This window comes from Piscinibacter defluvii, from assembly GCF_004011805.1.
GTDB classification, from domain to species: domain Bacteria; phylum Pseudomonadota; class Gammaproteobacteria; order Burkholderiales; family Burkholderiaceae_C; genus Piscinibacter; species Piscinibacter defluvii.
The window spans coordinates 616,210-636,586 of the sequence record NZ_ML137196.1 but is presented as its reverse complement, the minus strand read 5'-3'; the positions used below and the strand labels follow the sequence as shown (position 1 = coordinate 636,586).

19 protein-coding genes are annotated in these 20,377 nt (G+C 73.4%); 8 read left to right on the top strand and 11 right to left on the bottom strand.

Annotation, left to right across the window (positions count from 1 at the left end):
- The first annotated feature begins 66 nt into the window (after positions 1-66).
- Positions 67-1,839 carry a tetratricopeptide repeat protein gene (locus D9C15_RS02860; RefSeq protein ID WP_164886630.1) on the top strand — a complete coding sequence of 591 codons (1,773 nt, stop codon included), beginning with the start codon at positions 67-69 and terminating at the stop codon, positions 1,837-1,839.
- Positions 1,827-3,461, top strand: coding sequence for a toll/interleukin-1 receptor domain-containing protein (locus D9C15_RS02855; protein WP_127995900.1), 1,635 nt, complete (start codon positions 1,827-1,829; stop codon positions 3,459-3,461). Before D9C15_RS02860 ends, D9C15_RS02855 begins: the two co-directional genes overlap by 13 nt.
- Positions 3,462-3,472: 11 nt before the next feature.
- On the opposite strand, the gene deoC is transcribed toward D9C15_RS02855, so the two are convergent.
- The 7 genes from deoC to D9C15_RS02820 are packed head-to-tail and all read right to left on the bottom strand — an operon-like array spanning position 3,473 to position 10,027.
- Positions 3,473-4,240, bottom strand: a complete 768-nt coding sequence (gene deoC / locus D9C15_RS02850) for a deoxyribose-phosphate aldolase (RefSeq protein ID WP_127995899.1) — start codon at positions 4,238-4,240, stop codon at positions 3,473-3,475.
- Positions 4,237-5,052 carry a purine-nucleoside phosphorylase gene (locus D9C15_RS02845; protein ID WP_127995898.1) on the bottom strand — a complete coding sequence of 272 codons (816 nt, stop codon included), beginning with the start codon at positions 5,050-5,052 and terminating at the stop codon, positions 4,237-4,239. The genes deoC and D9C15_RS02845 overlap by 4 nt, the downstream gene beginning before the upstream one ends.
- Entirely contained in the window at positions 5,053-5,463 is a 411-nt protein-coding gene (gene cdd / locus D9C15_RS02840) for a cytidine deaminase (RefSeq protein ID WP_127995897.1), read from the bottom strand.
- Positions 5,463-6,431: an ABC transporter permease gene (locus D9C15_RS02835; RefSeq protein WP_127995896.1), complete on the bottom strand. Its 969-nt coding sequence runs from the start codon at positions 6,429-6,431 to the stop codon at positions 5,463-5,465. Before D9C15_RS02835 ends, cdd begins: the two co-directional genes overlap by 1 nt.
- The gene (locus D9C15_RS02830) at positions 6,424-7,530 is read right to left on the bottom strand and encodes an ABC transporter permease (protein WP_127995895.1); all 1,107 of its coding nucleotides are present in this window, start codon (positions 7,528-7,530) and stop codon (positions 6,424-6,426) included. Before D9C15_RS02830 ends, D9C15_RS02835 begins: the two co-directional genes overlap by 8 nt.
- Positions 7,527-9,056 (bottom strand): ABC transporter ATP-binding protein, encoded by a 1,530-nt coding sequence (locus D9C15_RS02825; RefSeq protein ID WP_127995894.1) that lies wholly within the window; start codon positions 9,054-9,056, stop codon positions 7,527-7,529. The genes D9C15_RS02830 and D9C15_RS02825 overlap by 4 nt, the downstream gene beginning before the upstream one ends.
- Positions 9,056-10,027 carry a BMP family lipoprotein gene (locus D9C15_RS02820; protein ID WP_127995893.1) on the bottom strand — a complete coding sequence of 324 codons (972 nt, stop codon included), beginning with the start codon at positions 10,025-10,027 and terminating at the stop codon, positions 9,056-9,058. The genes D9C15_RS02825 and D9C15_RS02820 overlap by 1 nt, the downstream gene beginning before the upstream one ends.
- A gap of 66 nt (positions 10,028-10,093) precedes the next feature.
- On the opposite strand from D9C15_RS02820, the gene D9C15_RS02815 reads away from it, so the two are divergent.
- Entirely contained in the window at positions 10,094-11,125 is a 1,032-nt protein-coding gene (locus tag D9C15_RS02815; RefSeq protein WP_127995892.1) for an adenosine deaminase family protein, read from the top strand.
- 3 nt (positions 11,126-11,128) lie between these two features.
- Here D9C15_RS02815 and D9C15_RS02810 read toward each other — a convergent pair whose 3' ends face one another.
- The gene (locus tag D9C15_RS02810; protein WP_127995891.1) at positions 11,129-11,602 is read right to left on the bottom strand and encodes an RrF2 family transcriptional regulator; all 474 of its coding nucleotides are present in this window, start codon (positions 11,600-11,602) and stop codon (positions 11,129-11,131) included.
- A gap of 62 nt (positions 11,603-11,664) precedes the next feature.
- On the opposite strand from D9C15_RS02810, the gene D9C15_RS02805 reads away from it, so the two are divergent.
- Positions 11,665-12,093 carry a group III truncated hemoglobin gene (locus D9C15_RS02805; protein ID WP_240668261.1) on the top strand — a complete coding sequence of 143 codons (429 nt, stop codon included), beginning with the start codon at positions 11,665-11,667 and terminating at the stop codon, positions 12,091-12,093.
- A 36-nt stretch (positions 12,094-12,129) separates the two neighbouring features.
- Positions 12,130-12,387, top strand: a complete 258-nt coding sequence (locus tag D9C15_RS02800) for a hypothetical protein (protein ID WP_127995890.1) — start codon at positions 12,130-12,132, stop codon at positions 12,385-12,387.
- Here D9C15_RS02800 and D9C15_RS02795 read toward each other — a convergent pair.
- Entirely contained in the window at positions 12,360-13,310 is a 951-nt protein-coding gene (locus tag D9C15_RS02795) for a BMP family lipoprotein (protein WP_127995889.1), read from the bottom strand. The two genes, D9C15_RS02800 and D9C15_RS02795, sit on opposite strands and share 28 nt — an antisense overlap.
- A gap of 83 nt (positions 13,311-13,393) precedes the next feature.
- A complete protein-coding gene (locus D9C15_RS02790) occupies positions 13,394-15,712 on the bottom strand; it encodes a TonB-dependent receptor (protein WP_205854706.1) in 2,319 nt (772 codons plus the stop codon).
- Between the two features lie 107 nt (positions 15,713-15,819).
- Between D9C15_RS02790 and D9C15_RS02785 the strand changes: the two genes are divergently transcribed.
- From D9C15_RS02785 to D9C15_RS02775, 3 genes are read left to right on the top strand one after another with little or no spacing between them, the layout of a single operon-like run.
- On the top strand, positions 15,820-16,656 hold the full coding sequence (locus D9C15_RS02785; protein WP_127995888.1) for a phytanoyl-CoA dioxygenase family protein: 837 nt from the start codon (positions 15,820-15,822) through the stop codon (positions 16,654-16,656).
- Positions 16,657-16,692: 36 nt separating this feature from the next.
- The gene (locus D9C15_RS02780) at positions 16,693-17,946 is read left to right on the top strand and encodes a GTP cyclohydrolase II (RefSeq protein WP_127995887.1); all 1,254 of its coding nucleotides are present in this window, start codon (positions 16,693-16,695) and stop codon (positions 17,944-17,946) included.
- Entirely contained in the window at positions 17,939-19,213 is a 1,275-nt protein-coding gene (locus D9C15_RS02775; RefSeq protein WP_127995886.1) for a URC4/urg3 family protein, read from the top strand. Before D9C15_RS02780 ends, D9C15_RS02775 begins: the two co-directional genes overlap by 8 nt.
- Before the next feature lie 45 nt (positions 19,214-19,258).
- On the opposite strand, the gene D9C15_RS02770 is transcribed toward D9C15_RS02775, so the two are convergent.
- The gene (locus D9C15_RS02770; protein ID WP_164886629.1) at positions 19,259-20,377 is read right to left on the bottom strand and encodes an ABC transporter substrate-binding protein; all 1,119 of its coding nucleotides are present in this window, start codon (positions 20,375-20,377) and stop codon (positions 19,259-19,261) included.

Below are 20,377 nucleotides of genomic sequence, written 5' to 3'. Positions count from 1 at the left end.
GATGCTCAAGCGGTCGCCGGGGCATCTTGCCCAGGATGCGGCCCTTGGCAGTCCGGAGGGGCCGCGATGCGATGCACTCGAGTCAACCGATGGGGCACGGGCCCGGCGGCCGCGCTGCTGACGCTGGCGCTGACCCTCGCGCTGACCCTCGTCCCCGAGGCCCGGGCCGCCGGCACGTGGGCCGTCGACCGCATCGAGCTGCAGGGCGCGGCGGCCGGGCGGGCCCTGATCGACCTCACCGAGCCCGGCCGCAGTGCGCCGCGCCGCGTCGCCGTGCAGACGGGCGCCCAGCTCGCCGCCGGCAGCACGGTCGGGGTGCCTGCCGGCACCGCGCTGCAGCTGCGCAGCCCGACCGGGCAGCTCGTGAGCGTCGATGCGGCCGGCGGGGCGCTGCACCTGTCCGCGGCGCAGAGCCGGGGCGAGGCCTACGAGGTGCGCGGCGGGCGCTGGCTGTTCCGCGTCCTGGCGCGGCTCGACTTCTTCAACGTCTCGGCGCGCACGGTCTCGGCCCAGACGCGCGGCACGGTGTTCTCGGTCGAGCTCGATGCCGCCGGCGGACAGGCCCGCTTCGAGGTGCAGGAGGGGCTCATCCAGATCCGCCACCCGGTGCTGGCGCGCATCGGCACCGCGCAGGCGCGGCTGCAGGCCCGCGAGACCCTGGCCGCCGGCGAGCCGGCGCGCAGCTACGCGGTGACGCCGCAGGACTTCCTGTTCACCTTCGGCGACTATGGCGACGCGCAGCGCTACTTCGGCGCCCGGCTGGCGGATGCCGAGCGCGCGGGCGACGCCGACGCCACCGTCGACATGCTGATCGCCCTGGGCGACGTGAACAACCTGCTGGGCCGGCCGGAGGAAGCCCGGCCGCCCTACGAGCGTGCGCTCGCGATGGTGCGCGCCGAAGGCGATCTCTACTGGCAGGCCGTGCTCGAAGGCCGGCTCGGCAACGCGCGTTACCGCGCCGGCGACTACGAGCTCGCCGTGCCGCACTACGAACGCAGCCGGCAGCTGCATGCGCAGGTGGGGGCGCCCGAAGGCGAGTACACCGTCGAGGAGCAGGGCACCAACCTGGCCGGCGCGCTGCTGGCGCGCGGCACCTATCGCTGCGCGGCGCGCCGGGCCGAGCAGGTGCTCGCGCAGCTGACGGCGCATTATCCCGGCGCCAACCACCCCAGCGTCGCGGCGCTGCGCGGCGTGCTCGGCAATGCCGCCTACGGGCTGGGCGCCCCGGCGCGCGCGGCCGAGCAGCACCAGCTGGCGCTGGACATCCAGCGCCGCCTGAACGCGCCGCTGCGGCGCGCCGACGGGCTGGCCTACCACGAGGACGTCGCCGCCGCGCTGAACGCACTCGCCTGGGACCACACCGCGCTGCGCCGCTTTGCCGCCGCGCAGCGTGGCCACGAGGACGCGCTGGCCATCGCCCGGGCCCTGTTCCCGGGGCCGCATGGCCTGCAGGCGGACGCGCTGCACGGCCTGGCCAACCTGCAGCAGGCGCGCGGCCGCACCGCCGAGGCGGTGGACACGCACCGCCGCGCGCTCGAGATCCTCGCCGCGGCGCCGCCCGACCCGATTCGCGCCGGCCTCGGCCAGCTCTACCTGGGCGAGGCCCTGCGCGCCGCGCGCCAGCCGCAGCCGGCGGTCGAGGCGCTGCAGCGTGCGCGCGAGGCGCTGCGCACGAAGTTCCCCGACGAGACCCACCCGTACTTCGTCGAGCTGTACCGCGGGCTCGCCGCGGCCTACCGCGCCTGGGGCGGCCGGGCGGACGAGGCGCGCGCGGCGGATGCGCAGGCGCGGGCCGTGGCGGCCCGGGTGCAGGAGCGCGAGGTCGCATGCCTGAGGTGAAGCGGCGCTACTACGCGCTCGTCTTCCTGCTGCTGCTCGCGCTCACGGCGGCGCTCAAGCCCAGCTTCGAGGCGCTGGACTGGCGCCTCTTCGCGGCGCTGGACGGGCGCCGGCCACCCTGGCCGGCCGAGTTCCACCTCGTCGACGTGCCGTGGGACCTGAACCCGGCCGGCATCGAGACCTTCCGGCACGACCTGACGCGGGCCCTGCAGGCGCTCGCCGCGCTCGACACGCCGCCGCGGGCCGTGGTGCTCGACCTGTCGATCAGCGCGTTGCCGCTCGGCCTGACGGCGGACCTGGAGACGGCGCTCGACAAGCTGCGTGAGCGCGGCACGCCGGTGTTTGCCGGCGTCGACCTGCGCCACCCGGTGACCGGCGAGCCCGATGCGGCCTACCTGCAGCGGCACGCGAAGACGCAGGTCTACGATCGCCTCGAGGGCTTCGGCCACACGGAGTACAAGGTGGTCGGCCGCGCCGTCTGGTACGAGCCCTGCATCGTGCTGCGCGGCGGCGACCCGGGCGCGGCGCCGCCCTGCGAGGGGGCGCTGGCCGTCAGCGTCGCCGAATCGCTGGTCAAGCGTCCCCACGAGCGGAAGGCCGGCCAGCGGCCGATCGTCGTCAACCTGCAGGGCGAGCGGGCGCCGGCGGAAAAGCGCTGGGTCGTCGATGAGGCGGCCGGCGGCACGCTGCGGCATCCGGTATCGGCAGCCGGTCCGGCGGCCTCGCAGGCCCTGCGCCACACGGTGGTGGTGGTCGGCAACCTGCAGCACGACCGCATCGGCATGCTCGGCGACCGGCCGGGCACCGAGGTCGTCGCGTTGACGGTGGCCGACCAGATCGTTCCCGTCGCGCCGCTGCGGCTGCTGACGCACTGGAGCGCCCTGCTCGCCTTCACCGCGTTCTTCTCGCTGGCCGGCGTGCTGTGCTTCTCGACACTGCGCCGGCGCGTGCCGGCGCTGCGCCTGAACCTGAGCGCCGCGTGGGCGCTGGCGGTGCTGGCGATGCTCGCGGCGCTGGTGCTGGTGGTCGTCGGGCTGCGCCACGTGGCCGACCTGGTGTACCCGCAGGTCAGCTTCGTCGCGCTGGCGACGTTCTATGCGGTCTCGCTGAGCGCGCACCGGGCGCGCATGCGGCTGCGCGCGCGTGCCATGCAGGAGGACGTCACCGGCGGCACGACAGGCGGCGCCGTCGAGGCCTACGACGTGTTCATCAGCTACTCGCGCACGCCCCAGGAAAACGCCGCCTGGGTGGCCGCGAACCTGGCCGAGCCGCTGGCGCGCCGGCAGGTCGACGGGCGCCCCCTGCGTGTGTTCTTCGACCAGACCTCGATCCGCGTCGGCACCTCGTGGTACTTCAAGCTCGCCGAGGCGATCCAGGGCAGCCGCTGCTTCGTCGCGGTCTACACCGACGAGTACTTCCGCAAGGACTTCTGCCGTTTCGAGATGGGCAAGGCCGCGGTGCGGCTGGTGCGCGACGGGCAGTTCGTCGTCGTGCCGATCGTGCGTGGCGAGGTGAAGGTGCCGGCCGCCTTCGAGCACATCCAGACTCTGCCGGCGGGCGACCCCGCCCGGATGGTCGAGCAGATCGTCGCGCAACTGCCGCGTCCGTCGCCGCAGGACTGAACGCCCGGGTGTCAGTAGCCCTGGGACGGCACCGCCGGGCCGCCGCCCAGCAGCGCCTCGATGTCGCCGAGCAGCGCGCTCGCGCCGAAACGCAGGCGCGCCGGCACCAGCGCCGCCGTGCCGAGATGGTGTTCGGCCAGGTCTATGTAGGGCGCCGCGTCGGCCACGCGGCGGATGCCGCCCGCGGCCTTGAAGCCGACGCGCCCGCGTGCCCCGGGGTCGGACGCGATCAGCGCGAGCAGCGTGCCGGCGGCCTCGAGTGTCGCGCCCACCGGCGTCTTGCCCGTGCTGGTCTTGAGGAAGTCCGCGCCCTCGGCGAGGGCGAGCCGCCCGGCGTGCGCGATCAGCCCGGGGTCGCGCAGTTCGCCGGTCTCGAGGATCACCTTCAGCCGCAGCCCTGCGCTCGCGCGGCGCACCGCGCGCAGCAGCGCGGCGGCCGCGGCGGCGTCGCCGTCGCGCAGCGCGCGCCAGGGCAGCACCAGGTCGACCTCCTGCGCGCCGGCGGCGACGATCCGGGCGGTGTCGCGCAGCGCGCGTTCGATGTCGGTGCCGCCGTCCGGGAAGTTGGCCACCGCGGCAATCGCCACGCCGGCCGGCGCCCGCTCGCGCGCCCGCGCCGCCAGGCGCGGCCAGACGCACAGCGCCGCCGGCGGCCCGCAGGGGCCGGCGGCGCGGGCACACAGCGCGTCGACCGTGGCCTCGGTGTCGTCGTCGTTCAGGCTGGTCAGGTCCAGGCAGGCGAGGGCGAGGCGCGCGGCCTCCTGAGGCGTGCGGTTCATTCCAGCTCCAGCGCGGCGACGATCGCCTCCAGCAGCGGCACCGCCCGTGCCGAGGCGGCCTGCGCGGTGTCCAGCGTGTGGGCGTGGCTGAGCGCCTCGTCCTCCAGGCCGCAGGCCAGGTTGGTGACCAGCGAAAGCGCCAGCACGCGCAGCCCGAGCCAGCGCGCCAGGATGGTCTCCGGCACCGTGCTCATGCCGACCAGCTGCGCACCGAGCGCGCCGATCATGCGGATCTCGGCCGGCGTCTCGAACTGCGGGCCCAGCACCCAGGCGTACACGCCTTCGTGCAGGTCGACGCCGAGCCGCGCGGCGCTGTCCCGCGCCTGGCGGCGCAGCGCCGGGTCGTAGGCGTCGCGCAGGTCGACGAAGCGGTCGCTGCCGCGCTCGCCCACCAGCGGCGAGCGCTGCACGAGGTTCAGGTGGTCGGCCAGCAGCAGGGTGGCGCCCGGGCGCAGCGCGCGGTCCAGGCTGCCGGCGGCGTTGGTCTGCACCAGCACGCGCACACCGGCCGCGGCGAGCGTGCGCAGCGCGCCCTTCATCGCCGCGGCATCACCGTCCTCGTAGGCATGCTTGCGCCCGGCCAGCACGGCGATCTCGTGCGCGCCGAGGCGCCCGAGCGTCAGCGTGCCGGCATGGCCGTCGACCGCGAGGGCCGGGAAGGCCGGCAGCCCGGCATAGGGCAGCACCACGGGGTCGCGCACCCGCTGCGCCAGCGGGCCCCAGCCCGAGCCGAGCAGCAACGCGATGCGCGGCGCGCGTCCGGTGGCGGCGATCGCCGCCACGCTGCGGGCGACGGCCTCGTCCGCATCCATTCAGGGCTCCAGGTGCGCCGGGCCGAAGCTGGCCGGCAGCAGTTCGTCGAGCGTGTGGCGCGCGGTGATGCCGTGTTCGTCGGCACACCACACCGGCACGGTGCCGGCGGCGAACTCGCGCAGCTTCTGGCGGCACCCGCCGCAGGGCGTGACCGGCTCGGCCGCCACGCCCGCCACCACCACCGCCTGCACGCGCCGTGCGCCGCTCAGGACCAGCGCGCCGAGCGCCACCGCCTCGGCGCACAGGCCCTGCGGGTAGGCCGCGTTCTCGACGTTGCAGCCGGCGTGGATGCGGCCGTGTTCGTCCAGCAGCGCGGCACCGACCGCGAAGCGCGAGTAGGGCGCGTAGGCGTGCCTGCGTGCGGCGCGCGCGGCGCCGGCGAGCTGATGCAGCACGGACTCATCGACCATCAACGGTCCTTCACGTACGGAACACCGAGCGCCTTGGGCGTGCGCGAGCGGCCGATGAAGCCGGCCAGCAGCACCACCGTCAGCACATAGGGCAGCGCCTGGATGGCCTGCACCGGCACCGTGCCCACCAGCGGCAGCGGCGCGCCCTGCAGCCGGATGGCCAGCGCGTCGAGGAAGCCGAACAGCAGGCACGCGAGGAACGCGCCCACCGGGTGCCACTTGCCGAAGATCATCGCCGCGATCGCCATGTAGCCGCGCCCCGCCGTCATGTGCGGCACGAACGAGGGATTCTGCGCCAGCACCAGGTAGCTGCCGGCCAGGGCCGCGAGCACGCCGTTGCCGGCCAGCGCGGTGTAGCGCAGGCGCAGCAGCGAGACGCCGGCGGCATCGACCATCGCCGGGTTCTCGCCGGCCGCGCGCAGGCGCAGGCCGAAGCGGGTGCGGTAGAGCAGCCACCAGACCGCCGGCACCGCGGCCAGCGCGGCGTAGACCACCAGGTTGTGGCCGAGCAGGCCGAGCGCGAGCAGGGCGCCGAGGCCGGGCCAGTCGCGCACCGCGGCGGCCAGGCCGGTGAGCTGCGGGCCCAGGCGCACCGCGTCGGGCAGCGGCGGCGTCTGCCCGCCCTGGTGGAACCAGGCGATGCCGAGCACCACGGTCAGCCCGGCGGCGGTCATCGTGATCGCCATGCCCATCACGACCTGGTCGCCGCGGTGGCTGACGCAGGCCCAGCCGTGCAGCATCGACAGCGCGACGCCGACCGCCAGCGCCGCCCCCAGCGCCAGCGCCAGCGAGCCGCTCAGCGCGCCGACGCTGCCGGCGGCGAACGCGGCCAGCAGCATCTTGCCCTCCAGCCCGAGGTCGATCACGCCGGAGCGCTCGCACAGCACGCCGGCCAGCGCACACAGGATCAGCGGCGTCGCGACGCGCAGCGTCGAGCCGATCAGCGTGGCCAGGCCGATCTCATCCATGCACGTGTTTCCACAGCCGCGCCAGCGTCGGCGCCGCCACCTGCGCCAGCGCGCCCGAGAACAGCACGATCAGGCCCTGCAGCGTGAACACCATGTCGCGGCTGAAGCCCTCGACCTCGAAGGCCAGTTCGGCGCCGCCCTGGTACAGCGCGCCGAACAGCAGCGCGGCCAGCGCGATGCCCACCGGGTGGTTGCGCCCGATCAGCGCCACCGCGATGCCGGCGAAGCCGGCGCCGACCACGTAGTCCAGCAGCAGCCGGCCGTGCACCCCGGCCACCTCGTTGACGCCCACCAGCCCGGCCAGCGCACCCGACAGCGCCATCGCGATCATCACCTGGCGCTGCGGCCGGATGCCGGCGTAGCGTGCTGCCTCGGGCGCGTGCCCGACCGCGCGGATCGCGTAGCCGGCCCGGGTGCGCCACAGCAGCAGCCACACGAGCACGAGCACGGCCAGCGCGAGCAGCAGGCTCAGGTTCAGCGGCGAACGCGGCCACTCGAGGCCCAGCCCGGCCAGCAGCTGGTGCATGCCGGGCAGTGCCGCGCCGGGGCCGAAGGCGCGGCTCTCCACCGTCATGTTGCCGGGCTCCTTCAGCACGTCGATCAGCAGCCAGGCGAGCAGCGCCGAGGCGATGAAGTTGAACATGATGGTCGTGATGACCACGTGGCTGCCGCGCCAGGCCTGCAGTGCGGCCGGCACCGCGGCCCAGGCCGCGCCGGCCAGCGCCGCGGCGGCCACCATCGCGGGGATCACGAGCCAGGGCGGGAAGCGGTCGCCCAGCCACAGCGCCACCAGCGCGGTGCCGATGCCGCCGAGCATGGCCTGCCCTTCGCCGCCGATGTTGAACAGCCCGCCGTGGAAGGCCACCGCCACCGCCAGGCCGGTGAAGACGAAGGTGGTGGCGTAGTAGAGCGTGTAGCTCAGGCCGAGCCGCGAGCCGAAGGCACCCTTGACCAGCAGCGTCACCACCTGCCACGGGTCCTGCCCGACGAGCAGCACCACGGCACCGGCCACCAGCAGCGCGAGCGCGAGGTTGAAGGCCGGCAGGACCGCCAGGTCCATCCAGCGCGGCATCTCCAGCGGGGCGGCGCTGCTGTTCATGCCGCGATGGCCGACCCGCCCATCAGGCAGCCCAGCCGTGCCTCGTCCGCCTCGGCGATCGGCAGCTCGCCGGCGATGCGGCCGGCGGCCATCACGAGCACGCGGTCGGCCAGCGCGAGGATCTCGTCGAGCTCGGTGGAGACCAGCAGCACCGCGCCGCCGGCGTCGCGCAGCGCACGCAGCCGGCCGTGGATGAACTCGATCGCGCCGATGTCCACGCCGCGCGTGGGCTGGCCCACCAGCAGCACGCGCGGCGCGGGCAGCGCCTCGCGCGCCAGCACCAGCTTCTGCTGGTTGCCGCCGGAGAAGGTGGCGCTGCGCAGCCCCGGCGCGCGCGGGCGCACGTCGTAGCGTTCCATCATCGCGGCGGTGTCCTCGCCCATGCGGGTGCGGTCCATCAGGCCGTGGCGGCGGTAGCGCGGTGCGTCCTGGTAGCCGAGCACGGCCGATTCCCACATCGGGAAGGGCAGCACCAGGCCGCGCCGGTGCCGGTCTTCCGGTACATGGGCGAGCGCCAGCGCGCGGGCGGTGGCCGGGTCGAGCCAGTGCGCCGGGTCGAAGCGGCGCCCGCCGAGCGTCAGCGTGCCGGCCTGCGGCACCAGCAGGCCGGCCAGCGCGTCGAGCAGCTCGCTCTGGCCGTTGCCCGACACGCCGGCGATGCCGACGATCTCGCGCTCGCGCAGCTCGAGCGAGACGCCGTCCAGGCGCGCCACGCCGAGCGCGTCGCGCCAGGCCAGGCCCTGGGCGCGCAGCAGCACCTCGCCCGGCGCGACGCTGTCGCCCTCGGCGCGGCCGAGCTGCACGCGCCGGCCGACCATCGCCTCGGCGAGCGCGTCCACCGAGGTGTCGGCGATCGTGCAGTCGAGCACCACCTGGCCGCCGCGCATCACCGTGACCGCGTCGCACAGGGCCATGATCTCGCGCAGCTTGTGGGTGATCAGCAGCACGGTGGTGCCGCGTGCGCGCAGCTGGCGCAGCGTGGCGAAGAGCTGGGCGGTCTCCTGCGGCGTCAGCACCGCGGTCGGCTCGTCGAGGATCAGGATGCGCGCGCCGCGCACCAGCGCCTTCAGGATCTCCAGGCGCTGGCGCTCGCCGACCGGCAGGTCCTCGACGAGTTCGTCCAGCCGCACCTGCAGGCCGGTGTCGTGCATCAGCGCCTCCAGCCCGCGGCGCAGCTGCGCCCGCGAGCGCGCGAGCTGCCAGTGCGGTTCGGCGCCGAGCAGGATGTTGTCGAGCGCGCTGAAGCACTCCACCAGCATGAAGTGCTGGTGCACCATGCCGATGCCCAGGCCGATCGCGTCGCGCGAATGGCGGATTGCGACCGCGCGCCCGTCGATCTCGATCCTTCCCGCATCGGCCTGGTAGAAGCCGTACAGGATCGCCATCAGCGTGCTCTTGCCGGCGCCGTTCTCGCCGACGATGCCGTGGATGGTGCCGGCGGCGACGCTCAGGTCGACGTCCCGGTTCGCCTGCACCGCGCCGAAGCGCTTGGCGATGCCGTGCATCGCCACCGCGGGCGCAGTCATCAGAAGGTGCAGGAGTTGCTCGCCATGTAGTCAGCGACCTTGATCTTGCCGGCGATGATGTCGGCCTTGGCCGCGTCGACCTTCTTGCGCATCTCGGCACCGACCAGCGTCTCGTTGTGCTGGTCGAGCGCGTAGTCGACGCCGCCTTCCTTCAGGCCCAGCGCGCTGACCCCCGGCACGCTCTTGTTGGCGGCGTCGTAGACCGCGTTGTCGACCCGCTTGACCATCGAGGTCAGCATGGTGCCCGGGTGCAGGTGGTTCTGGTTGCTGTCCACGCCGATGGCGAGCTTGCCGGCGTCCTTGGCGGCCTGGTAGACACCCACGCCGGTGCCGCCGGCGGCCGCGAACACCACGTCCGCGCCCTTGGCGAACTGGGCCTTGGCGAGTTCGCCGCCGCGCGCCGGGTCGCTCCAGGCCGCGGGCGTGGTGCCGGTCATCGCGCTGAACACCTCGACCTTCGGGTTGGCGAACTTCGCGCCCTGCTCGTAGCCGCACTGGAAGCGGCGGATCAGCGGGATGTCCATGCCGCCGACGAAGCCCACCTTGCCGGTCTTGCTGGCCAGCGCGGCCAGCATGCCGACCAGGAAGCTGCCCTCGTGCTCCTTGAAGACGATGGACTGCACGTTCGGCTTGTTGACCACCGCGTCGACCACCACGAACTGCTGCTTCGGGAACTCCTGCGACACCTTCTCGATGCTGCTGGCCTGCGAGAAGCCGATGCCGATCACCGGATTCGCGCCGCGCCCGGCCATGCGGCGCATGGCCTGCTCGCGCTGCGCCTCGTTGGCGATCTCGAAGTCCAGGTAGGGCTTGCCGGTGTCCTTCTTCCAGCGCTCGGCGCCGCGCCAGGCTGCCTCGTTGAAGGACTTGTCGAACTTGCCGCCCATGTCGTAGACGATCGCCGGCTGCGCGAGCGCGGCGGCGCTCGCCAGGGCGAGCAGGGCGGTGGCGATCAGCCGGGATACCGTCATGGAGTGTCTCCGTCGAAGCCCGCCGCAGGATAGCAAGACTCGCACCGCCTCCACTACGATGCGCCGATGACCGACGCGCTGGCCGACCGCATGCGCCGCCTGCCCAAGGTGCTGCTGCACGAGCACCTGGATGGCGGGCTGCGCGTGGCCACGCTGCTGGAGCTGCTGCACGCACGCGGCCTGGACGCGCCGGCGGGCGACCCCGACGCGCTGGAGAGCTGGTTCGCCGACCGGGCCCATGCCGGCAGCCTGGTCGAGTACCTGCGCGGCTTCGCGCTGACGGTGGCGGCCATGGCCTCGCTGCCGGCGCTCGAGCGGGTGGCTTTCGAGGCGGCCGAGGACGCGCGTGCCGACGGCGTGGTGCTCGGCGAGTTCCGCATCGCGCCGCTGCTGTTCGAGCCCTTCGGCCTGGCGCCGGAGGCGGTGGTCGAGGCGCTGCTCGCCGGCCTGGCGCGCAGTGCGCTGCCGGCCGGGCTCATCCTGTGCGCGATGCGGCACGAGCCGGCCACGCGCAGCGAGCGTGTGGCGCGGCTCGCGGCGGCTTACCTCGGGCGCGGCGTGCTGGCCTTCGACCTGGCCGGCGCCGAGGCCGGCCACCCACCCGGCGACCATGCCGGCGCGATCGCCCTGGCGCGCGAGGCCGGCCTGGGCCTGACCCTGCATGCCGGCGAAGCCGATGTCGGCGAACGTGTGCTCGAGGCGGCCCGGCTCGGCGCCGCCCGCATCGGCCATGGCGTGCGGGTGGCCGACCTGCTGCGCGGCGCGCGCGGCGACGCGGTGCTCGCGGAACTGCGCGAGCGCGGCGTGCACCTGGAGGTGTGCCCGACGAGCAACGTGCATACCGGCGCAGCCGCGTCGATCGCCGAGCATCCGATCGTGCCGCTGTGGCGCGCCGGCGTGAGCCTGTCCTTCCACACCGACAACCGGTTGATGTCGCAGGTGACGCACAGCGGCGAGGCGCTGGTGCTGCTGCGCGAGGCGGCGCTGACCGAGGCCGACCTGCTGCGCATGGGCACGCTCGCGGCCGAGGCCTCGTTCCTCGGTGCGCCGGCGAAGGCCGCGGCGCGCGCGGCCTTCGCGGCCTGGGCTGCCGCCTGAGCCCTAAGGTCCCGGCGCGGCGCGCGGCGGCCGGGCCGACAGCGCGATGATCGCGCGCGCCCGGGCGCGCGGCACCAGGTCGGCCAGCGTGTGCCGGTCCAGCGAGTCGACGAAGGCCTGGCGGGCCTCGATCAGCGCCGTCGCCAGGTGGCAGCCGGCGGTCAGCGGGCAGGTCGAGCCGCTGCCGAAACACTCCACCAGCGCCATGTCGTCCTCGATCAGGCGCACCACCTCGCCCAGGCGCGTCTCGTGCGGGGCGCGCGCCAGGCGCAGGCCGCCGTGGCGGCCGCGCTGGGTGTGCAGCAGCCCTTCCTGCGCCAGCCGGTTCACCACCTTCATCAGGTGGTTCTCCGAGATGCCGTAGGCCTCGGCGATCTCGCGGATCGAGCTGAGCGCCTCGGGGCCTTCGCGCGTGAAGCGGCTGGCGGCGAACATCAGCACGCGGATCGCGTAGTCGGTGTGCTGGGTCAGGCGCATCGGCTCCCCCAAAAAGATGCATCGGCTTGACACCTATTGTAGGGCGCCTATAAGATGCATACATGATGCATGTTTACGAGGCCGCGCCGGTCACCCGCGACGACCTGGCCCGGCTGGTCGACCGCTTCTACGCCGAGGTGTTCGCCGACCCCGGGCTCGGCCCGCTGTTCGCACCGCTGTCCGGCACGCGCTGGCCGGCGCACCGGGAGCGCATGACCGAGTTCTGGTCCACCGTGCTGCTGCACACGCGCAGCTTCCGCGGCAACGTCATGCGCAAGCACCAGGCGCTGCTGCCCGCGCTGCAGCCGGCGCATTTCGCGCGCTGGCTGACGCTGTGGCGCCGGCACACCGCGGCCGAGCTGCCCGGCGCCGCGGCCGACGAGCTGTTCGCCACGGCCTGCGGCATCGCCCGCAACCTGCACCTGGGCTGCTACGGCACCCTGCCGGCGCTGGTGCTGGACGGGCCGGACGTGCGCCTCGCCACCGCCTGACCACCCCCATACCCATCCCACAGGAACTTCCGTGCCATGAGCACCCAGCGCTACTACTCCCTCGGCAACCGCACCATGGCCCTGTCGGGCCTGACGATGCTGGTCGGTGTCGGGGCCGCCTATCCCTTCGCCGCGCACTTCGGTCTCGGGCTGCAGATCGTCGCCCACCTGGCGATCACGATCGCCGCCGGCTTCTTCAAGCTCGGCTACGTGCTGCGCCTGGCCGCGCAGCACGAGCAGGCCCGGCGAGCGCCGTCCGCCCCGCCTCAGCGGCAGGTGTTGGCCACGGTGTAGTCGATCACCTTCAGCCGGCCGTCGACGATGTCCGCCCTGGCCGCGTCGACCCGCGCCTTCATCGCCGGCGTCACGAGCTTGGCGTTGTGTTCGTCCAGCGCATAGTCGAGCGCAGCTTCCTTCAGGCCGAGCGCGGTGACGCCGGGTTTCACGCCGTCGAAGGCCGCCTGCACCGCGAGGTCGACGCGCTTGACCATCGAGGTCAGCACGAAGCCGGGATGCAGGTGGTTCTGGTTGCTGTCCACGCCGATCGAGAGCTTCCCGGCGTCGCGTGCGGCCTGCATGATGCCGAGGCCCGTGGTGCCGGCGGCGGCGAACACCACGTCCGCGCCCTGCGCGATCTGCGCCTTGGTCAGCTCGGCGCCGCGCAGCGGGTCGGTCCAGGCGGTGGCGGTGTTGCCGGTCATGGCCGAGAGCAGCTCGATCTTCGGGTTCACGTGGCGCGCGCCCTGCTCGTAGCCGCACAGGAACTTGCGCACCAGCGGGATGTCCTGCCCGCCGACGAAGCCGATCTTGCCGGTCCGGCTGGCCAGTGCCGCCAGCATGCCGACCAGGAAGCTGCCCTCGTGCTCGCGGTAGACGAAGCTCTGCACGTTGGGCAGCTCGACCACCGCGTCGACGATCGCAAACTGCGTCTTCGGAAACTCGCGCGCCACCTTGGCGATGCTGGAGGCCTGCGGGAAGCCGATGCCCACCACCGGGTTTGCGCCGCGCTCGGCGAAGCGCCGCGCGGCCAGCTCGCGCTGCGCCGCGTTGGCGATCTCGAACTCGAGGAACTCGCGCCCGGTGCGCTTCCTCCAGGCCGTGGCGCCCTCCCAGGCGGCCTGGTTGAACGAGCGGTCGGCCTTGCCGCCGAGCTCCAGGATCAGCGCCGGCTGCGCGACAGCACCCGTGGCCAGCACCAGGAGGCCGGCGAAGAGCATCGAGCGGCCGCCGCGGAACCGGCTTCGCTGGGCCGCTGGCGGCGCCCCCTGGGGGGAGGCGGCCGCAGGCCGCTTCGGGGGGATCAAAAGCTCGCCCTGAACTGGGCTCCCCAGGTGCGCGGCTCGTTGATGAAGCCGGTCAGGTTGTTGAAGTCGATGCCACCCACCACGCGGATCTGGTTGGTGATGTTGCGGCCGAACAGCGCCACCTCGTACTTGCCGTTGCCCCACACGTAGCCCAGGCGCAAGCCACCCTCGGTGAGTGGCTTGCCGGTGAACTCGACCGACTCGTAGAGGAAGAAGTTGATCTTGCTGCGGTAGGTCCAGTCGGTCAGCACGTACAGCTCGCCGTCGCCGATCGGCTGCGTGTACTTCAGCATGAAGCTGAGGGTGGTCCTGGGCGCCTGCGGCAGCGGGTTGCCGTCGATCAGTGCGGTGCCGGCGGTGGGCTGCGGGTCGGTCACCGTGCAGTTGCGTACCGGCGCGGCGATGCCGTCGCCGCACACCGCCACGGCCAGGCCCGGGTCCTTGATCTTGGTGTCGTTGTAGCCCACCCCCAGGCCCACCATCAGCCGGTCGGTCAGCAGCGCCTGGGCGTCCAGCTCGAAGCCCTGGCCCACCGCCTTGTCGACGTTGAGCAGGATGTTGGCATTGGACGAGCCGCCCACCGCGGTGACCTGCAGGTCCTTCACGGTGTAGTGGAAGACGCCGAAATTGACGCGCGCGCGCCCGTCCAGCAGGTCGGTCTTCACGCCGGCCTCGAAGGAGGTGTTCGTCTCCGGGCCGGCCACCGACTTACCGTTGAACGCCCCCGCCCCCTGCACGCTGCTGCCGCGGAAGCCCGTGGCCACGCGCGCGTACAGGTTGGTCCCGGGCGTGACGGTGTAGGTGCCGGAGAGGTCCCAGTTGAACTTGCTGTCCTTGGGCGCGGCGGACAGGTCGCCGTCGGGCTCCTGCGCCGCGAGCTGCGCGAGCGTGCACTTGCCCAGCAGCGTGCAGGGCACGAAGCCGGTGTTCTCGTAGGCCTCGACGCTGAACTTCTTGGTGTCGCGCGTGTAGCGCCCGCCGGCGCGCAGCTTCAGCTCGGGCGTGAGGGCGTAGTTCAGCGCGCCGAACAGCGCCACCGCGTCGTTCTTCTGGCGCACCCGCTGGTAGCCGTCCTGCGCGCTGCCGTTCGGCGAGTCGTAGCTGAAGCTCTCGATCTTGTAGTCCTCGTGGAACAGGTACAGGCCGGCCTGCCAGCCCAGCGGCCCCGAGTCGGTGGACTCGAGCCGGAACTCCTGCGTCACCTGGCGGTGTGCCGGCATGCCGTCGGCCGTCTCGGACGAGAACGGGATGACCCCCGGCCCCGAGGGCGGTGCGAAGGTGTTGCCGAAGCCGCCGTCGATGTCGCCGCGGCTGTAGGTGCGCACCTGCTCGTAGCCGGTGATCGAATGCAGCGCCACGCTGCCCAGCCCCCAGCGCAGGCGCAGGCTGGCACCGTAGTTCTGCAGCTCCGACTCGTTCTTGCCGTCGTACGAGACCTTGGACTCGTCGAAGCCGGGCACCAGGTCGTTGGTGCCCTTGACGATGATGTTGGCGCGGAACAGGCGTGCCGAGCCGGCGTAGTCGCGCGCGTGCAGGTTGAAGAGGGCGCTGAAGTCCTGGTGCGGCTGCCACAGGTACTGCGCGCGCAGCGCGGAATCGCGGTAGCCCTCCAGGTCCTGCGTCGGCCCGTCGTCGAAGGTGTTCTCGACCCAGTCGTCGCGGGTCTGGTTCAGCACCGACACGCGCAGCGCCGTGCTCGGGCCGGTCGGGAAGTTGACCGCGCCCTCGGCGTTGACGGTCTTGAAGGTGCCCACGGACAGGCTGCCGTAACCCTCCACCTTCTTCAGCGAGGGCCGCACCGATTCGAACTTGACGACGCCGGCCGGCGTGTTGCGCCCGAACAGCGTGCCCTGCGGGCCGCGCAGCACCTCGATGCGGTCCAGGTCGAAGGCCGGGAAGCCCTTCAGGATCGGGTTCTCCTGCACCACCTCGTCGTAGACCAGCGAGACCGGCTGCGAGGCGTTGAGCCGGAAGTCGGTGTTGCCGTAGCCGCGGATGTAGAAGCGCGGGAAGGCACGCCCGAACGAGGACTCGATGTTCAGGCTCGGCACCCGCGCCGAGAGCATGCGCACGTCCTGCCCGCCGGTGTTGAGCACGTCGATCATCTCGGGGCTGAGCGTCGTCACCGAGCTCGGCACGTCCTGCAGGTTCTCGGTGCGGCGTTCGGCCGTCACCGTCACGGTGGGCAGCCTGCCGGCGTCGGCGGGGGCCTGGGCAGCTGCACCGACATGCAGCGCGACCAGTGCGCAAGCCGCCGCAACGCGGTGCATGCGGAACGCGGGAAGGGCGGGCGGCAGCGGAGCGCGGTTCGGCATGGACAGTCCCTCGTGGTCCGTTGGGTTGGGCTGGCGGCCCGGGGTGCAAGCGTCATGCCACGTGACGACGCCGACTTGCGCTACCGTTGACGCCAGGACGCACCGCCATGCTGAACCCGAACCAGGTCTTGCGCTACCGCGATCAGGGTTTCCTCGTGCTGCCCGGCTTCCGTGACGAGGCCGCCGTGGCGGGGCTGCGCGAACGGGCGCGACAGATCGCCGCCGGCTTCGTCGACCGCGGGCCGCCCAGCGTGTTCACCACGCGCGACCAGGCCCGCACAGCGGACGCTGCTTTCCGCGCCTCGGCCGAGACGATCCACTGCTTCTACGAAGAAGAAGCCTTCGACGCCGCCGGCCGCCTGCGGCGCCCGGCCGACCAGGCGATCAACAAGATCGGCCACGCGCTGCACGACCTGGACCCGGTGTTCGACCGCTTCTCGCGCGGGCCCGACATGGCGGCGTTGGCCGCCGCGCTCGGGCTGCGGGTGCCGCAGGCCTGGCAGTCGATGCTGATCTGGAAGCCGCCGGGCATCGGCGGCGAGGTCGGCTGGCACCAGGACGCCACCTTCCTGATCACCGAGCCCGACAGCGTGGTCGGCTTCTGGTTCGCGCTCGAGGACGCCGACCGCGACAACGGCTGCCTGTGGGTGCAGCCCGGCGGCCAGCGCGGCCCGCTGCGCCAGCGCTTCGAGCGCGCGGGCGACACGCTGCAGATGCGCACGCTGGACGACACGCCCTGGCCGAGCCTGGAGCAAGCGGTGCCGGTGGAGGTGGAGGCCGGCGCGCTGGTCGTGTTTCACGGCCGGCTGCCGCACTACAGCGGGCCGAACCGTTCGGCGCGCTCGCGCATGGCCTACACGCTGCATGCCACCGACGGCAGCGCCGCCTGGTCGCCGCGCAACTGGCTGCAGCGGCCGAGCCTGCCGGTGCGCGGGCTGGGATAGCTTCGCGCGGCGGTCTTCCGGCGCTATCCTGTATCGATGAGTTCCGAACCCGGCGCGCGCCACATCCGCCTGACCTCCCACCCCGGCCAGGGCGCCACCGGCGCGCCGGCCATCCACTGGGGCGCGGCCGATGCGCTGGAGCGCGGGCCCATCGTCGGCACCACCGGCAACCGCAGCCAGCGCAACGTGGTGGGCACGCACAGCGGCAGCTACGGCGTCTACCGCGCGCTGGCGGTGGCGGCCGGCAACCTGGTCAAGGGCCACCGCGCCGACCTGACCAACACCGCGCCGACCGACCCGATCGGCCCCTACGAGCAGTGGGGCGACCCGGAGAAGATCGTCTCGATCGACCCCTGGGGCGCCTCGGTGCAGCAGGTGTTCGCCGACTACCTCGAGCAGGGCTACGACATCCGCCCGACTATCGCCGTCACCAAGGCGCACATCCACCTGCCCGAGATCCGCCAGGCGCTCGCCTTCCAGCGCCTGCAGGTGGACGGCAAGGTGCTGCTGGAGGACAGCTCCGCCACGGTGACCAAGATCGCGATCGAGCCGGTCTGGTGGCTGCCGGGGGTGGCCAAGCGCTTCGCGGTCAGCGAGGCCGAGCTGCGCCGCGCGCTCTTCGAGGAGACCGGCGGCATGTACCCCGAGCTCGTCACGCGCAGCGACATCGAGGTGTTCCTGCCGCCCATCGGCGGGCAGACGCTCTACATCTTCGGCAATCCGCGCGACCTGGCCGACCCGAACGTCACGCTGACCGCGCGTGTGCACGACGAGTGCAACGGCTCGGACGTGTTCGGCTCCGACATCTGCACCTGCCGGCCCTACCTGACGCATGCCATCGAGGAGTGCATCCGCGGCGCCCAGGCCGGCGGCGTGGGCCTGATCGCCTACAGCCGCAAGGAGGGCCGCGCGCTCGGCGAGGTCACCAAGTTCCTGGTCTACAACGCGCGCAAGCGCCAGGAGGGCGGCGACCGGGCCGACAAGTACTTCCTGCGCACCGAGTGCGTGGCCGGCGTGCAGGACATGCGTTTCCAGGAGCTGATGCCCGACGTGCTGCACTGGCTCGGCATCCGCACCATCCACCGGCTGGTGTCGATGAGCAACGACAAGTACGACGCGATCACCGGCAGCGGCATCACGGTGGGCGAGCGCGTCAAGATCCCCGACGAGCTGGTGCCGGCCGATGCCAAGGTCGAGATCGAGGCGAAGATCGCCGCGGGTTATTTCACCGACGGCGCGGTGCCCGACGAAGCCCAGCTCGCCAGCGTGAAGGGGCGCGGCCTTGAATGAGCAGCACCTGGTCGACGCCGCGGTCCGCACCTTGCGCGACCCGGCGACGATCCGTGCGCGCTGCGCCTCGATCACGGCCTGGGTCGATGCGGGCGCGTCGCCGCACTTCACGCTCGAGCGCGCCAGGCTCGACGCCGTCGCGCAGCGCATCGCGGCGCTGACCCGCAGCCGCTTCCCCGACCTGAAGATCCCGGTCCACAGCCGCTGGCGCCACTTCGAGGCCGGTGGCGTGGACCGCAAGGCCGAGCTGGACCGCCGGCTCAACGGCCGCAGCCACATCGCCGCGGCGCGTACCCGGATCGACCTGGCCCTGCTCAGCGTGCTGCTCGATGCCGGCGCCGGCGCCAGCTGGGCGTACCACGAGGCGGAGAGCGGCCAGCGCTTCGTGCGCAGCGAGGGCCTCGCGGTGGCGAGCTTCCGGGCCTTCCTGGCCGGGCGCTTCTCGTCCGACCCGGGCGACCCGATCCGCGTCGACGCGGCGGCGCTGCTGAAGATCGATGCGAAGGGGCTGGTCGAGGTGTTCCAGGCGGGGCCGGACAACCCGCTGGTCGGCCTCGAAGGCCGCGTGGCGCTGCTGCACCGGCTCGGCGAGGCGCTGCGTGCGCGGCCGGAGGTCTTCACCTCGACCGGCCAGCCCGGCCACCTGTTCGATGCGCTGACGCATCACGCCCATGCGCCGCGCCTGAACCACCACCGGCCGCTGCCGACGGCGATGCACCACGAGGTCGGCGCCGGGCGCATCCTCGGCGCGCTGCTGGAGTCCTTCAGCGGCATCTGGCCGAGCGGGCAGGTCTTCCACGGGGTTCCGGTGGGCGACGTCTGGCCGCACCCGGCCGCCGGCGGCACGGGCACGAGCGCCGGTTGGGTGCCGTTCCACAAGCTCAGCCAGTGGCTCGCCTACTCGCTGGTCGAGCCCTTCGAGTGGGCCGGCGTGAAGGTGCACGGGCTCGACGAGCTGACCGGCCTGCCGGAGTACCGCAATGGCGGCCTGCTGCTCGATGCCGGCGTGATCGTGCCGCGCGATGCGGCCTTCGCGGCGGCGCCGCGCACGCCGGCCGACCCCTGGGTGATCGAATGGCGCGCGCTGACCGTCACGCTGCTCGACGAGCTGCTGCCGCGGGTGCGCAGCCTGCTCGGCGTGCCCGACCTGCCGCTGCCCTGCCTGCTCGAGGGCGGCAGCTGGGCGGCCGGACGGCAGATCGCGGCCGAGCGCCGCCCCGGTGGCGCACCGCCGGTGAGCATCGAAAGCGACGGCACGGTGTTCTGATCCGGCGCGCGGCTGCACCGGCGCGTGCCGGCCCGGGTGCGGCGGTCAACGGCGCAGCCGCCCATGGCCGTCCAGGACGGCGATGTCGATGAAGCTGCCGCCGCGCAACGGCCCGGCGTAGCCGACGGCCACGCCGCCGAGGTCGAGCTCGGCGATCGACTCGAGGGCCATGCGCAGCCGTTCGCCGCTCGGGTTCGGGCCGGCGCGCCGCAGGCCCTCGGCCACCGTGCGCGCGGCGATGCAGCCCTCGGCCAGCGCAGGCGTCGCACGCGGCGCGGCCGGTCCGGATCGCTCCAGCAGGGCCTGCAGCTCGCGCGAGAAGCGCACGGTGGGATCGGCCGGATCGGGCACCGTCTGCACGACGGCCAGGCCGCGGGCGTCGGCCGGCCCGATGTGCCGCAGCACCTGCGCGGCATCGACCGTCGACAGCGCCACCACATGGCCCCCGCCGCCCGCGCGCCGGTAGGCGCGATGGAACTCGGCGGCCGACTCGCTGGTGCCGGCCACCAGCACGGCGTTGACGCCGGCCCGCACGAACGCCGCGATCGCCGGGGCCGGATCGGCCGCCCGCGGCGCATGCGGCTGCAGCACCACCCCGCCCCAGCGCAGCGCCGCCGCACGCTGGCTGACCAGCGTGCGCAACTCCGCGCCGAAGGCGCTGCGCTCGTGGTACAGCCCGATGCGCGTGGCGCCGAGCGTGCGCAGGTGCTCGAGCACGCGCGAGACCTCGGCGGCGTAGCCCGCCCGGGTATGGAACAGCCAGCGTGCGCCCGGTCCGTCGCGCAGTGTCGCCGCCCCCGAGCGGATGCCCACGGCCGGCACCGCCGCGGCGGCGAGCAGCCCGGACGCGAGCAGCGCCTCGGTCGGCCCGGTGCCCATCATGCCGACCAGCGCGACGGGCTTCGCCTGCGCCAGCAGCGCGCGGGTGCGCGGCACCACATCGTCGGGCCCGCGATGCAGGCTGACCAGGCGCAGGCTCGCGCCGTGGCTGCCGCCGCGGCGGTTGATGTCGGCCAGGCACAGCTCGATGCCCTGGCGGAGCTGGTTGCCGATCGACGCCGGATCGTCCAGCGGCACCACCTGCCCGAGCACCAGCTCGGCGGCCCACAGGGGCGCCGCGAGCAGGGCCGGCACGCCGCCGAGCAGCACGGCGCGCAGGCACAC